The 14,286-nt window shown below is 75.2% G+C and carries 12 protein-coding genes; 6 read left to right on the top strand and 6 right to left on the bottom strand.

Going from position 1 to position 14,286, the window contains the following annotated elements:
• Positions 1 to 38: 38 nt before the first annotated feature.
• From A5481_RS09110 to A5481_RS09100, 3 genes are all read right to left on the bottom strand, one after another.
• Positions 39 to 482, bottom strand: coding sequence for a hypothetical protein (locus A5481_RS09110; RefSeq protein ID WP_048436506.1), 444 nt, complete (start codon positions 480 to 482; stop codon positions 39 to 41).
• 100 nt (positions 483 to 582) lie between these two features.
• Entirely contained in the window at positions 583 to 1,674 is a 1,092-nt protein-coding gene (locus tag A5481_RS09105; protein ID WP_048436505.1) for a hypothetical protein, read from the bottom strand.
• A 442-nt stretch (positions 1,675 to 2,116) separates the two neighbouring features.
• A complete protein-coding gene (locus tag A5481_RS09100; RefSeq protein ID WP_048436504.1) occupies positions 2,117 to 2,782 on the bottom strand; it encodes an outer membrane protein in 666 nt (221 codons plus the stop codon).
• A gap of 329 nt (positions 2,783 to 3,111) precedes the next feature.
• On the opposite strand from A5481_RS09100, the gene A5481_RS09095 reads away from it, so the two are divergent.
• The 6 genes from A5481_RS09095 to A5481_RS09070 all read left to right on the top strand — a co-directional run bounded on the left by A5481_RS09095 (position 3,112) and on the right by A5481_RS09070 (position 9,687).
• A complete protein-coding gene (locus A5481_RS09095) occupies positions 3,112 to 4,239 on the top strand; it encodes a glycosyltransferase family A protein (protein WP_048436520.1) in 1,128 nt (375 codons plus the stop codon).
• A gap of 19 nt (positions 4,240 to 4,258) precedes the next feature.
• Entirely contained in the window at positions 4,259 to 5,410 is a 1,152-nt protein-coding gene (locus A5481_RS09090) for an acyl-CoA dehydrogenase family protein (protein WP_048436503.1), read from the top strand.
• Positions 5,410 to 6,147: a PIG-L deacetylase family protein gene (locus A5481_RS09085; protein WP_048436502.1), complete on the top strand. Its 738-nt coding sequence runs from the start codon at positions 5,410 to 5,412 to the stop codon at positions 6,145 to 6,147. Before A5481_RS09090 ends, A5481_RS09085 begins: the two co-directional genes overlap by 1 nt.
• A 23-nt stretch (positions 6,148 to 6,170) precedes the next feature.
• Positions 6,171 to 6,752, top strand: coding sequence for a class I SAM-dependent DNA methyltransferase (locus tag A5481_RS09080; RefSeq protein ID WP_048436501.1), 582 nt, complete (start codon positions 6,171 to 6,173; stop codon positions 6,750 to 6,752).
• Positions 6,753 to 7,120: 368 nt separating this feature from the next.
• Positions 7,121 to 8,860: a putative bifunctional diguanylate cyclase/phosphodiesterase gene (locus tag A5481_RS09075; RefSeq protein ID WP_082984910.1), complete on the top strand. Its 1,740-nt coding sequence runs from the start codon at positions 7,121 to 7,123 to the stop codon at positions 8,858 to 8,860.
• Positions 8,857 to 9,687: a BLUF domain-containing protein gene (locus tag A5481_RS09070; protein ID WP_064503891.1), complete on the top strand. Its 831-nt coding sequence runs from the start codon at positions 8,857 to 8,859 to the stop codon at positions 9,685 to 9,687. The genes A5481_RS09075 and A5481_RS09070 overlap by 4 nt, the downstream gene beginning before the upstream one ends.
• Before the next feature lie 6 nt (positions 9,688 to 9,693).
• Here A5481_RS09070 and A5481_RS09065 read toward each other — a convergent pair whose 3' ends face one another.
• From A5481_RS09065 to A5481_RS09055, 3 genes are all read right to left on the bottom strand, one after another.
• Entirely contained in the window at positions 9,694 to 10,932 is a 1,239-nt protein-coding gene (locus A5481_RS09065) for an aminotransferase-like domain-containing protein (RefSeq protein ID WP_053082636.1), read from the bottom strand.
• A 99-nt stretch (positions 10,933 to 11,031) separates the two neighbouring features.
• Entirely contained in the window at positions 11,032 to 12,648 is a 1,617-nt protein-coding gene (locus A5481_RS09060) for an ABC transporter ATP-binding protein (RefSeq protein WP_064503890.1), read from the bottom strand.
• Between the two features lie 198 nt (positions 12,649 to 12,846).
• Positions 12,847 to 14,262, bottom strand: coding sequence for a M20 family metallopeptidase (locus A5481_RS09055; RefSeq protein ID WP_048437303.1), 1,416 nt, complete (start codon positions 14,260 to 14,262; stop codon positions 12,847 to 12,849).
• Positions 14,263 to 14,286: the final 24 nt, after the last annotated feature.

Here is a 14,286-nt window from a genome sequence, read left to right as displayed (position 1 = left end):
GCGGCGGTGCCCCTCGCTGCGGGCGGGCCGCGTGCGCCCTACCTCGCCTTGTCGTGCTCCGCCATCCCGACCGCCCTGTAGTCGTAGGTCGGATAGAACTCGGTGCGGTAGGCGCCCCAGGCGGTGTCCTCGAGGACGCGGTTGACCTCGCGCAGGCGCGTCGCCGGCAGGCGCAGGACGATGATCTGGCCGATCCCCATCGCCACCGTCCAGGACACCACCTCCATGCCCGGGGGCGGGAAGGCCTTGTAGAAACCCTGCTTCGCGAGCTGTGCGTTCAGCTCGGAGAGCGGTCGCGACTGGTCGTGGCGCAGGAAGACGGTGAGCAGCACCGCGTTGTCCGGCGTCGCCGTCGCCGCGCCGACGGGCGGGGCGGGCGCCGTCGGGGCTGGGCTCGGGGCCTGGCTCTGTGCCTGGGCCGGCAGGGCGAGCGCCGCGCCGAGCAACAGGGCGGTGCGGATTGCGGATGGACGTGACGTCATGCCTGTTCCCGGATCGCGGGCGCCGGGCCGGCGCCCGGCCCTCAACGCGACGGGACCCGATCCGGTCCCAGGCGCTCGCAGAATGGCCGGGCGGGGATCGCTACGCGAGCGTCCGGGCGAACCGCACGACCTGCGACGCCGCCCGGCCGAGCAGGCCCGGCGGTCCGGCCGGCAGCCGGTCCGCGAACTCGCGGCGGACGAGGCCGAGGATCTCCGCCACCGCCGATTCCGGCCCGGTGGCGGGCCCGAGCCGCGCCAGCTCGTTCACCGCCCGGGCCGGCGGATCGGCGACGCGGCTGTCCCAGCCGGTGCCCCAGACCCGGCGGGCGAGGGCGTCGTTGCGGCGCCCGTAGAGCGCGCGGACCCGCTCGATCATGCCCGCATCGAGGGCCCGGAACGGCTCGGCGTCGAGGCCGCGCTCGTGCGCCAGGGCGTCGATGCGCGCGGTGACCGCGCGGGTGAGGCCCTGCGCCCCGCCGGCCCCTTGCGCGCGCAGGCGGCGCGACACCTCGACGCCGACCGGCCCGAGGCTCTCGTTGGTGCGGTAGGCGAGGTCCGCCGGCGTCAGGAGCGGCAGGAGCCGGTCGGCGAGCCCGAGCTCGGCCGCGATCCGCTCGACCAGCGGCGCCGGCGAGCGCCGGTCCTGCACCGGCACGAGATGCACCCGCCATGCGGCGGCCCGGGCCCAGCTCCCGAGGCCGCTCGTGTAGTCGAACCGGCGCGCCCGCAGCTCGGCCTCGAACGCCGCCGCGAAGGCCCGGGCCTCGCGCAGGAACTGGATCCGCCAGGTATATTGCGACTGCAGGTAGGCCTCCTGCGGGCGCACCGTCATCAGGATCTCGGGCCGGAAGCCCCGGCGCTCGAACAGGCCGCAGAGGAGCTTCGGCGCGCGGTGCCAGGGCGGCAGCAGGCACAGGCTCTCGTAGGACAGCAGGGCGACGTCGTGCCGGCTCTCGGCCAGCGCCCGGTCGAGGGCGGCGAGGAGCTTGCCCCGCTCGCGCCGCGGCCGGCGCCCGTCCAGGGTCTCGCCGAGATGCTGGTGGCTGACATGGGGCGCGGCCGCGGAGGCCGGCGTCAGGGCGGGATAGAGGATGCCCGCCCGGCCGAGATCGTCCCGGCGGGTGTGGAGCAGCATCTGCAGCGACGAGGTGCCGGTGCGGGGCGTGCCGACATGGATGATGGCGCGGCGCATCGCGGATCAGCGCTCCCCGCGTCGCGCCGTCCGGCGCCGGCCCGGCAGGCGGCTCGGGATCGTGCGCGGCGACGTCCGGTCGACCGGGATCATGCGATCTTCCTCGTGCGCCCGCGCCGCAGCGGCGTCCCCGGGGAGACGAGGATGCCACCGGTTGCGGCCCGGGCTGGGCCACTTCCAGAGCGTGAGTACGGACCCCAACGAGGCAATTTTGCGGCGTCGGCGGCCCGGAAGAGAGCAGAGATGCCCGGTGTCGCGAGAGAAGGTCAGGCTGCCGGATGATCCGGCTCGCGGCCAAGCTTCTGATTTAGCGGCGATTTCGATCGATAGTCGATGATTATCGAGAGGGTGGGATTATTTTGAATGTAAATGTTGCGAACGATGTTTCCGATTGCGCCAAGATATTGCCGGCAACGAAGCGGGCGGCCGGCGCGCGACGGGCTCAGCGCAGGCCGCCGCCCACCACACCGGCCTCGACGGCGACCGAGAGGCGGTCGGTGATCGCCCACTCGACCCCGACATGGGCGTTCGGCAGCACCGCGATGTCGTCGCGCGAGAACGGGCCCGAGACCGGCGTCGCCCCGGCCCGCAGCGTGCCGTGCACGGCGGCGGCGCCGGCCCGGGCGTAGAGCAGCACGTCCGGCGTCAGCAGCGTGCCGACCTTCACCTGCACCGCGCCCGCGAAGTCGCGGGTGTAGCTGAGGCCGCCGAAGCCGGGCGTCAGGCCGCCGGAGGTCGCGGCGAGGTAGTCGAACCCGCCGGAGATGCCGTAGACGAACCGGCCCTCCTGCCACATCCGCCCGCCCTCGAAGCCGAAGGTCGGGCCGGCATAGCTGCCGAAGCGCCGCGACGACACCGCCTCGAACCCCGTCGACAGCCGGGCGTAGGAGCCGGACCAGCGCCCGTCCTCGCCGGGCTCTCCCGGCCGGGATCCCGGCCAAGATCCGGGCCAAGATCCCGGCCAAGATCCCGGCCAGGTGAAGACGGGCAGGAAGCCGAAGCCGGCGAGGCCCTGCGCCGCGCCGGGCTCCGGCGCGAGGGCGCACGCGCCGAGGGCGAGGCAGGCCGCGAGGCGGCGGAGGAGGCGGGAATCGGCGCATCCGGTCATGCCGGCAGGATAGCCGAAGGCGCGCGGGCGAGACAAACGGCCGAGCTGCGCGCGCCGGCCCCCGGAGGACGGGAGCCGCTGCAGCGGGTTGCGGGCAGCAGGCCGGCCGGTCCCGGCGGTCGCGGTCGATTTGGTCGCACCCCCAATAACTCCAGCGGAGTATGTCCTATCTTCCGTCCGGAGGGCCGCCGCGACGAGCGACGCGGCCGCCGGGGAGCCTGCGCGTGACCGATCCAGACGAGAAGGACCTGGCCCGACCCCCCCGGGGGCCGGGGCCGGGGTCGGGGTCGAGGCCGGGCGGCCCGCCCGCGCCGCGCTGGGTCGTCGCCGTGCCGGTCCGCAACGAGGTCGACCGGATCGGCGCCTGCCTCGCCGCCCTCGCCGGGCAGGAAGGGATCGCGCCGGACGCCCTCGGCATCGTGCTGTTCCTCAACAACTGCACCGACGGCACGGCGCAGGCCGTGGCGGGGCTCGCGCCCGACCTGCGCCTGCCGCTGCGGGTGATCGCGCGCGACCGTCCCGACGCCCATGCCGGCTGGGCCCGGCGCGAGGCGATGGAGGCCGCCGCCGCGTGGCTGGAGGAGACGTCGTCCGACGGCGTGATCCTGACCACCGACGCCGACAGCCGCGTGCCGCCGGACTGGGTGGCGCGCAATCTCGCCGCCCTGGCGCGGGGCGCCGACGCCGTGGCCGGGCGCATCGCCCTCGACGACGCGGAGGCCGCGCGCCTGCCGGAGGCGCTGCACGCCCGCGGCCGGCTCGAGGACGTCTACGAGGCGCGGCTCGTCGAGCTCGAAGCGCTGGTCGACCCGGTCGCGCACGATCCCTGGCCGCGCCACGCCACCCGCTCGGGTGCGACGCTCGCGGTCCGCCTCGCCGCCTACCGCGCCGCGGGCGGCATGCCGGCGATCCCGCTCGGCGAGGACCGCGCCTTCGTCGCCGCCCTCCTGGATGTCGATGCCCGGGTGCGCCACGCCCCGGACATCGTCGTCGTCACCTCGGGGCGGCTCGACGGCCGCGCCGCGGGGGGCGCGGCCGACACGATGCGCCGGCTCTGCGCCGCGCCCGAGAGCCCCTGCGACCCGCGCCTCGAACCGGTGAGCCGCGCCGTGTTCCGCTTCGCCTGGGGCCGCCGGCTGCGGCGCCTGCACGCCGCCGGGCGGCTGCACCGCACCCGGCTCTGGGCACCCTGGCTGCGGATCGAGGCGGGGGAGGCGCGCCGCATCGCCGGCCTGCCCACCCTCGGCGCGCGCCTCGCGGCGATCGAGGCGGCGAGCCCGCTCCTCGCCCGCCGGCCCCTGCACCCGGCCGCGCTGCCCCGGCAGGCCCGGCGCGCCGGCCGGCTGCTCGCCGGCCTCCGGTGCGGGGTCCAGGCCGTCCGGGCTTTGCGCGTCCTCGCCGCCGGCCGGGCCCGGCCCGCCCTCGCCGCCGCGCCGGAGGAGGCCCGCAATGCCTGATCGCGCTCCTCTGCCGGCGATGGACCTCCGGATCCCGTCCCGGCCGGCCGCCACCCCGTCCGAGCCGGGCCGCGATCCGGTCGCGGCCGCCCGCCGCGTCGCCGGCCTCGCCGCGTCGCGGGCCGATGCGCAGGACCGCGACGACGGCTTCCCGGCCGAGGACGTGGCCGATCTCGCTTGGGGCGGCCTCCTCGCCGCCCCGGTCCCCGCCGGGGAGGGCGGTGCCGGCCTCGGCGACGCGCCGGGCGCCGCCGACCTCGCCGAGGTGCTGCGCCTCGTCGGGTCCGGCAGCCTGGCGCTCGGCCGGGTCTATGAGGGCCACGTCAACGCGCTCCAGCTCGTCGCCCGCTTCGCCGACCCCGAGGCGCGGCGCGCCCTGTTCGCGGAGGCCCGCGCCGGCCACCTGTTCGGGGTCTGGAACACCGAGCCGTCGCCGGGGGGCCTTGTCCTCGGCGCGGACGGGCGCCTGACCGGAGCCAAGACCTTCGCGTCGGGAGCGGGCCACGTCACCCGCGCCCTGGTGACGGCGCGCCGCCCGGGCGAGACGGCGCCCCGGATGCTCGTCGTCGCCCTCGAGCCAGGCGCGCGGGCCGACCTCTCGGCCTGGCGCGCGCAGGGGATGCGCGCCTCGGCCACCGGCACCGTCGACCTCACCGGCCTCGCGCCCCTGCGCCTCGTCGGCGGCCCGGACGACTACCACCGCCAGCCGCACTTCTCCGGCGGCGCCTGGCGCTTCGCGGCGGTGCAGCTCGGCGGCATCGAGGCGGTGTTCGAGGCCTGGCGCGGCCACCTCGCCCGGACCGGGCGTGGCGACGATCCCCATCAGCTCGCCCGCCTCGGCGAGGGCGCCATCGCCCTCGAAGGCGCGCGCCTGTTCGTGGCGCGGGCGGCGGGCCTCGTCGCCGACGGCGCCCTGCCGGCGGAGCGCATCGTCGCCTTCGTCGACCTGACGCGCCTCGCGGTCGAGCGGGCGGGGCTCGAGGTGCTGGGCCTCGCCCAGCGCTCGGTCGGCCTCCAGGGTTTCCTGCGCGGGCATCCGCTGGAGCGGCTGTCGCGCGACCTCGCGACCTACCTGCGCCAGCCCGCCCCCGACCGGGCGCTCACCGGCGCCGCCGCGACGATCCTCGCCGCCGAGGGGCCGGTCGCCGCGCTCTTCCGGGCGCCGCGCTGATGCGGGCCGACGCCTTCCTCCGCGCCGCCGAGGCGCTGCCGGTGCGCGACCTGCGGGCGATCGTGCCGGCGGGCGGGATCGTCGTGGTGGCGCCGCACCCGGACGACGAGAGCCTCGGCTGCGGCGGGCTCATCGCCGAGGCCTGCCGTCTCGGGATCCCGGTCCGCCTCGTCGTGGTGAGCGACGGGGTCGGCTCGCACCCGAACTCCCCGAGCCACCCGCCCGGGCGCCTGCGGGCTCTGCGCGAAGCCGAGACCCTGGCGGCGGCGGCCCGGCTCGGGCTGGCCGGCGAGCACGTGACGTTCCTGCGCCTGCCGGACCGGTTCGTGCCGGATTCCGGCCCGGCGGCCGAGGCGGCGGCCGAGCTGGTCGCGGCGGCGGCCCGGGCCTGCGGCGCCGGCGCCCTGTTCGTGACCTGGGCCCACGACCCGCATTGCGACCACCGGGCGAGCGCGGCCATCGCCGGCCGCGCCCGGGACCGCCTCGGCGGGATCCGGCTCCACGCCTACCCGGTCTGGGGCTGGACCCTGCCGCCGGAGACCGAGGTCGGCGGGCCGCCCCGGGGCGCCCGCCTCGACGCCGCGCGCCACCGCGCCGCCAAGGCGGCGGCGATCGCCGCCCACCGCTCGCAGACCACCGACCTCATCGCCGACGATCCCGCCGGCTTCCGCCTGGAGCCGGCGATGATCGCCCGCTTCACCGAGCGCCACGAGATCTTCCTCGAGGTCGCCCCCTGAGGACGGAAGACGAGGATGACCGGATGAGCCGCCACACGACCTCGCTGCCCCCGGGCTACTTCGACGCGGCCTACGCCGCCGATCCCGACCCGTGGAACTTCGCCGCCAGCCCCTACGAGCGCGACAAGTACGCCGCCACCCTCGCGGCCTTGCCCCGCCCGCATTACGCCGCCGCCCTGGAGGTCGGCTGCTCGATCGGGGTGCTCACGGCGGCACTCGCCCACCGCTGCGACGCCCTGCTGGGCCTCGATGTCGCCGAGGCCGCCCTGGACCGGGCCCGGACCCGCTGCCGCGACCTCCCGGGCGTCCGCTTCGCCCGCGCCCAGGTGCCGGGCGCCTGGCCGGAGGGCCGCTTCGACCTGATCCTCCTGTCGGAGGTGGTCTACTATCTCGATGCCGCCGACGTCGCCCGCCTCGCGGCCCGTGTCCGGGCCGGCCTCGCGCCCGGCGGCGACGTCGTCCTGGTGCACTGGACCGGCGAGACCGACTATCCGCTCACCGGCGACGAGGCCGCCGACCTGTTCATCCGCGAGACCCGCGGCCCCCTCGCGGTCGAGCGGCAGATCCGGACCGGGGCGTACCGGCTCGACGTGCTGCGGGGATAGGGGCGAACCGATGCGGGGCGGATCGGCATGGTCGTCTTCGGATCGGGGACGAAACCTGCCCGCTGCGACGTTCCTGTGGAGCCGCCCGGATCGTCTGATCACATGACTATAGGTCATCGCTTTCATCGATGATCGTCCGTCGGCGATCCGTTAGTCATGTGACGACACGATGTCGGAGCCCTTCATGCGTCGGGCGGTTACGATCGTATGCGGTGACGTAATCGCACGGATTGTTCCCAGCCAACGGCGGATCTGTCGGAAAATCGATCCGGTCCCGGCTGGGAGAGACGAAGCATTAATCGCAGCAATATAGTCCTATCCAGTATCGCACCGGCGCCGAGTCGGCGTCCGCGCGGAGCCCGCCTCCTATGACAGCCTCCCTCTCCGCCGCCCTGCGGGTCATGCCGGACCCCTTGCCCGATCCTTCGCCGTGTTCCGGGCCGGTGTGCGGGCCGGACGCGACCGCGCCGCAGCGCCTCGCCCGCGGCCTCGACGCCGTCCGGCACGGGGTCCTGCTGGTCGATCCCGACGGCCGCGTCGCCCACGGCTCCGCGCCGGCCCTCGCGCTGCTGCGCCGGTCCGGGCTTTCCGGCGCGCCCACGGTCCGCCGGCTCCTGCGCCTCGCCCGCGCCGGGACCGGCCTCGGCGCGTGGGAGATCGTCGCCCGCCTGCGCGGCCCGCTCGGCCTCGACGTGGCGCTCGACGGCCACCGCGTCCAGGTCGAGATGCATTCGGTCCCGGGCGAGGGCGTCGCCCTGGTGCTGGAGGATGTCAGCGCCCGCCGGGCGGCGGAGAGCCGGGCCCACGACCTCGCCCGCCTCGATCCGCTCACCGGGCTGCCGAACCGCCTCAAGCTGCGCGAGCACCTCGACGCGGCGCTCGCCCGCCTGGAGCACAACGCCGAGGGCTGCGCGGTGCTCCTCGTCGACCTCGACCGCTTCAAGCCGGTCAACGACACCCTCGGCCACCCGGTCGGCGACGCGCTCCTCCAGAAGGTGGCGGACCGCCTGCGCGCGATGGTCCGGGCCGGCGACACCGTGGCGCGGATCGGCGGCGACGAGTTCGTGGTGCTGCAGGCCGGCGTGTCGACGCCCGGCGAGGCCCAGGCGCTGGCGCGCCGCGTCGTCGACCTCGTCGGCCGCACCTACATGATCGAGGGCCAGCTGCTCTCGATCGGGGCGAGCGTCGGCGTCGCCCTGGCGCCGGCGGACGGCCAGGACGCCGACCGCCTCCTGAAGAACGCCGACCTCGCCCTCTACCGCGCCAAGCTCGACGGGCGGAGCACGTTCCGGTTCTTCGAGCCGGCGATGGATGCGCGGATGCAGGCGCGCCGGCGCCTCGAGCTCGACATGCGCCAGGCGCTCGCCCGGCGCGAGTTCGAGCTCCACTACCAGCCCCAGCTCAACCTCGCCGACGAGCGCCTGGTCGGCTGCGAGGCCCTGATCCGCTGGCGCCACCCGGAGCGCGGGCTGGTCTCGCCCCTCGACTTCATCCCGCTCGCCGAGGAGATCGGCCTGATCGTGCCGATCGGCGAGTGGGTGATCCGCCAGGCCTGCCGCGACGCCGCCGGCTGGCCGCAGCCCCTGGCGGTCGCCGTCAACGTCTCGCCGGCGCAGTTCAAGAGCGACCGCCTCGTCGAGACCATCGTGTCGGCGCTCGCCAATACCGGCCTGCCGGCCGCGCGGCTCGAGATCGAGATCACCGAGGGCGTGCTGCTGCAGGACAACGAGAAGACCCTGCACACCCTCCACCGCCTGCGGGACCTGGGCGTGCGGGTGTCGATGGACGATTTCGGCACCGGCTACTCGTCCCTGAGCTACCTGCGCGCCTTCCCGTTCGACAAGATCAAGATCGACCGCTCCTTCGTCGCCGACATGGAGGCCAAGGCCGACGGCGAGGCGATCATCCGGGCGATCGCCGGCCTCGGCCGCAGCCTCGGCATGACCACGGTGGCGGAGGGCGTCGAGACGGCCGAGCAGCTGCGCCGCATCCGCGCCGAGGGCTGCACCGACGTCCAGGGCTACCTCATCAGCAAGCCGCTGGCCTCCGACGACCTCCTGCGCCTCCTCGGCGCCCCCGACGCGCCCTTCTCCGGAGCCCGCGCATGAGCGACCTGTACCGGCTGGTCTATGCCAGCAAGAACCTGCTCCAGGGTCCCGACCACGAGGTCACGGCGGCGGTCCGCCAGATCCTCGCCGCCTCGCAGGCCAACAACCGCCGGGTCGGCGTCACCGGCGCCCTGATGTTCAACGGCGGCGCCTTCGCGCAGGTGCTGGAGGGGCCGCGGAGCGGCGTGGAGGACACCTTCGAGCGCATCCAGCGCGACGAGCGCCACGGCGACGTGACGGTGCTGCAATGCGGCCCGGTCGAGGCCCGCGGCTTCCCGGACTGGTCGATGGCCTTCGTCGGCCAGTCCGCCCGCGGCCAGGCCCTGTGGTGCGGGCTCGCCGCCGAGAGCGGCTTCGACCTCGCCCGCCTCGACGGCGACGGGGTGTTCGCGATGCTGCACGGCCTGGTGCTGGAGGAGGAGGGGACCCCGATCGCGGTGGCGGCGGTGCCGACCCTGGTCGCCGCGGCCGAGCCCGCGCCGGCGGCGGACGATCCGGCCCCCGCCCGTCCGGCCCCGGCCCCGGCCCCGGCCGCGCCGGCCGGCCCGGAGATCACCCCGCCGGAGGCGGAATCGGCGGCGCTCGCGGTGCTGCGCGCCGCGCTCGCCCGCGAGCGCGACCGGGCCCACGCCCTCTCGGCCGAGGTCGACGACCTCGCGGTCGCCCTGGCGGTCGGCCGCGACGACCTCGCGGCCCTGCGCGCCGAGCGCGACCACTGGGCCGAGCGGGCGCGGGTGCTCGCCGGGATGCTGTGCCGCGAGGCGGAGGTCCGCCGCGCGGGGGGCGAGGCGCCCCGGATGCGGGCGCCGGAGCGGTCGGTGGCGTGAGCGCCCTCAGGCGCCGTCGCGTCCGTGCCGATAGGCCGCGACGGCCAGCCCCAGGCGCCGCATCCCCTCGTCGAGCCGCTCCGGTGGATTGAGGGTGAAGTTGAGCCGCATCCCCCGCCGGTTCGTCCCCGTCGCGTCGAAGACGCTGCTCGGCGAGAAGCAGATCCCGGCCGCGAGCGCGTGGGTCAGCAGCGCGTCGGTGTCGAATCCCGGGTCCTTGGCGAGCGCCCAGACGAACATGCCGCCGACCGGCACCTCCCAGTCGAACCACTCGGAAAGGTGAGCACCGAGCGCCGCGCAGAGCGCGTCCCGGCGCTCGCGGTACAGCGCGACGAGGGCCGGCCGGATCTCGTCGACGAGGCCGGTCTCGATCGCCGAGAGCGCCACGCGCTGGGTCACGCCGCTGGTGCAGAGGTCCGAGCCCTGCTTGGCGAGGGTCAGCGCCTCGATCATCGCGGGCGCCGCGACGATCCACCCGATGCGCAGGCCCGGGGCGATCTCCTTCGACAGCGTGCCCATGTAGATCACCGGGCCGGCATAGGACTCGCCCGGCGCGGCCTGCGCCGACACGTCGATCAGCCGCGGCAGCGGCGCGCCGTCGTAGTGCAGCGTGCCGTAGGGGTCGTCCTCGACGAGCCAGGTCCCGGTCCGGTGCGCCGCCGCGACGAGCGCCCGGCGGGTCTCCAGGTCGACGAGGCGGCCGGTGGGGTTCGAGAAGTTCGGCACCGCGTAGGCGAATTGCGCCCCCGCGAGCGCCGCCTCGGCGTCGAAGCCCGGCGCGGCCAGCATCAGGTTGCGGAACGACGGCGCGCGCGGGCGCCAGGCATCGAGGGCGCCGAGATAGGTCGGGTACTGGCCGGCGATCAGCCCGCCTTCGTCCAGCAGCACCTTGCCGAGGAGGTCGAGCCCCTGCATCCCGGAGGTCGTCACCAGCACGTTGGCCCGCGTCAGCGGCAGGGCGGGCGAGCTGAAGCGGCGCGCGACGGCGTCGCGCAGGGGCGCCAGCCCCTCGATCGGCCCGTAGCCCAGCGCCTCGCCCGGATGCTCGGCCACCGCCCGGCGGGCGAACTCGGCGAGCCGCCCGGTCGGGAAGATGCTCGGATCGGGCAGGCCGCCGCCGAGGTTGATCAGGCCGGGAATCGCCCCGGCCGACAGGAAGGTGCGGGTGACCTGGTTCGTCGTGCCCATCCACCGGGCGAAGGCCGGCCGCGTCGCGGCGGCGGGCGGGGGAGGGGACGGCACCATGGGGTCGGCTCGCGGGTTCGGGGTGGGGCTCGGGGCGGTTATCCCGGGCGATCCCGACCGTCTACCACCGGGCGCGCGTCTGTGGTCGTCCGGCTCCGATCACGCCGGCCCGGCCGCGAAGGACGCCCCCGGCACCGCCGCCAGCAGGCTCTGCGTGTAGGGATGCTCCGGCGCCCGGAACAGGGCCGCGGTCCGGTTGGTCTCGACGATCTCGCCGCGATGCATCACGGCGATCCGGTCGCAGATCGTCGCCGCGACCCGCAGGTCGTGGGTGATGAACAGCATCGCGATGCCGAGGCGCGTCTTCAGGTCCTCCAGCAGCGCCAGCACCTGCGCCTGGACCGAGACGTCGAGGGCCGAGACCGCCTCGTCGGCGACGAGCACGTCCGGCTCCATGGCGAGCGCCCGGGCGATGCCGATGCGCTGGCGCTGGCCGCCCGAGAAGGCGTTCGGGTAGCGCTCGGCGGCGGTCGGCGGCAGGCCGACGAGGTCGAGGAGCTCGCGCGCCCGCGCCTTCGCCCGGCGGGACGGGGTGCCGTGGGCGATCGGACCGCCGGCGATGATCTGCTCGACGGTGCGGCGGGGATTGAGCGAGGCGAAGGGGTCCTGGAAGATCATCTGGATCCGCCGGCGCTCGTCGCGGAGCCGTGTCGGCCCGAGCGCCGTGAAGTCGAGGCTGCCGAGGCGCACCGTGCCGCGGTCGGGCTCGATCAGGCGGATCGCCAGCCGCGCGGTGGTCGACTTGCCGGAGCCCGATTCGCCGACGAGGCCCAGGGTCTCGCCCCGGCGCAGGTCGAAGCCGACGTCCTTGACCGCCGCCACCACCCGCGGCTTGCCGAACAGCCCGCCGGCGGTCGCGTAGGTCTTGGCGAGGCCCGCGACCGCGAGCGCCACCGGCGCCCCGGTGACCGGCGCCCGCTCCGGCGGGGTCAGGCTCGGCACCGCGGCGAGCAGGGCCCGGGTATAGGCGGCCTGCGGGCGGCGCAGCACCGTCTCGGCGGGGCCGGATTCGACCAGCCGTCCGCGCTGGAGCACCGCGACATGGTCGGCGATGTCGGCGACCACGCCGAAATCGTGGGTGATGAACAGGACCGCCATGCCACGGCGGGCCTGAAGGTCGCGGACCAGCTTCAGGATCTGGGCTTGCGTCGTGACGTCGAGCGCCGTGGTCGGCTCGTCGGCAACCAGCACGGCGGGTTCCAGCGCCAGCGCCATCGCGATCATCGCCCGCTGGCGCTGGCCGCCGGAGAGCTGGTGGGGATAGGAGCGGACGATCTGCTCCGGGTTCGGCAAGCCCACCTCGCCGGCGAGCGCCACCGCCCGCTCGCGGCGCTCCCGCGGGGTCAGGAGGTCGTGGGCCTCGAACATCTCGGCGATCTGGTCGCCGATCCGCATCACCGGATTGAGCGCCGTCATCGGCTCCTGGAAGATCATCGCGATCCGCCGGCCGCGGATGTCGCGCCAGGCGCGCTCGTCGAGGCGAAGGAGGTCCCGGCCCTCGAACCGGATCTCGCCGCCCGCCACCGCGAGGGCCTCGGGCAGGAGCCCGGTGAGGGCGTAGGCGCTCATCGACTTGCCCGAGCCCGATTCGCCGACGACGCAGAGGATCTTTCCCGGCATCAGGTCGAGGCTCAGGTCCTCGACCGCGTGCGGCCGGTCGGCGCCCCGCGGCAGGGCGAGGGTCAGGTTGCGGATCCGGACGATCGGTTCGCTCATCGTCTTCCCCTTCGCGCCCGCCGATCAGGCGAAGTCCATGACGTCACGTCGGTTACGAGCCAGTCGGATTTGCCGTGACACCAGTAAAACGCGGGATCCCCTCTCCCACACCTTGCAGCGATACCGGGCAAGCCCGGCATCGCCTGGAGAGGGGAGGCGTGCTCTATTCTTGTTCGTATGGGGCAAGCGCCAATCGGATCACGCCGCCGCCTTGCGCCTCGCCAGCACCGCCGGCCCGGTCTCGCCGAGGTCGAAGAACAGCCCCGCCATCAGCCCCAGGGCCTCGCGGGTCGACGGGCCGAGCAGGTGCTCGTCCGGCGCGTGCTGCGAGCAGGCCGGGTAGGAATGCGGCACCCAGAGCGTCGGCAGCCCGAGGATCTCCGAGAAGGCGTCGTTCGGCAGCGAGCCGCCGAGATTGGGCAGCAGGGCCGGGCGCTTGCCGGTGCTCGCCGCGATCGAGGCCAGAGCCCAGTCCACCCACGGATCCTCGACCGGCAGGCGGGTGGCGCGGAAGACCTCGGTGCGGGTCTCGCGCACCTCGACCATCGGGAAGCCCTGCGCGTCGAGATGGGCCCGGATCGCCGGCAGCAGCCCCTGCCAGTCGGTGCCGACGACGAAGCGCAGCTGCATCGTCGCCTTGGCCGACGGCGGCACGGCGTTCTGCGGCCCGTCCGGATCGCCGCACTTGAAGGCCAGGACCTCGAGCGTGTTCCAGGCGAAGACCCGCTCGGCCGGGGACAGGCCCGGCTCGCCCCAGCCCTCGTCGATCGACGGCGCGTTCGGATCGCCCCCGACCGTGATGTCGGCGAGCGCCGCGCGCACCCCCTCGGGGATCGCCGGCGGGCGCAAGCCGTCGAGGAGGATGCGGCCGCGCCCGTCGACGAGGCTCGCGATGGCGCTCGCCAGCACCGTGCCGGGATTGCGCAGGAGCCCGCCCCAATTGCCCGAATGGTGGCCGCCCTCGCGCAAGTCCACCACGAGCTCGAAGGTGTAGCCGCCGCGCGAGCCGAGGAACATCGTCGGGCGCGCCGCCTCGATCCGCGGCCCGTCGGAGGCGATGAGGAGATCGGACGCAAGCGCCGCTCCTTCCGCCCGGCAGACCTCGCGCAGGCCCGGCGAGCCGGCCTCCTCGCCCATCTCGATCAAGAGCTTGACGTTGAAGCCGAGCTTGCCCCCGCGGGCCTGCATCACCGCCGCGAGCGCGCCGAGGTTGATCAGGTGCTGACCCTTGTTGTCGGCGGTGCCGCGGCCGTACCAGCGCTCGCCCTCGACCGTGACGGCGAGCGGGTGCAGGCCCTCGCGCCACTGCTCGGGGTAGTTCCGCACCGTGTCGCCGTGGCCGTAGGTGAGCATCGTCGGCAGGGCGTCGCCCTCGTGCCGGGTGGCGATCAGGAACGGCCCGGCCCCCGCCTTGGGGTTGTCGACGATCCGGGTCTCGAAGCCGAGCCGCTTCACCAGGGGGATCATGAACTGCGTGAGGTAGGCCGTAAGCGCCGGTCCCTGGCCCGGGGCCTGGCTCTCGGTCGGCAGGCCGACCGCCTCGCGGAGCACGGCGAGGAAGCCGCCGTCGTCGAAGTGCCGGTGAGCCAGCGCGATGGCGTCGCGTCGCGACATGGGGAGGATTTCCTGTGCGCGGGT

The sequence above is a fragment of the Methylobacterium platani genome (genome assembly GCF_001653715.1).
GTDB lineage: Bacteria > Pseudomonadota > Alphaproteobacteria > Rhizobiales > Beijerinckiaceae > Methylobacterium > Methylobacterium platani.
This window is presented reverse-complemented; position numbering and strand designations above follow the sequence as displayed.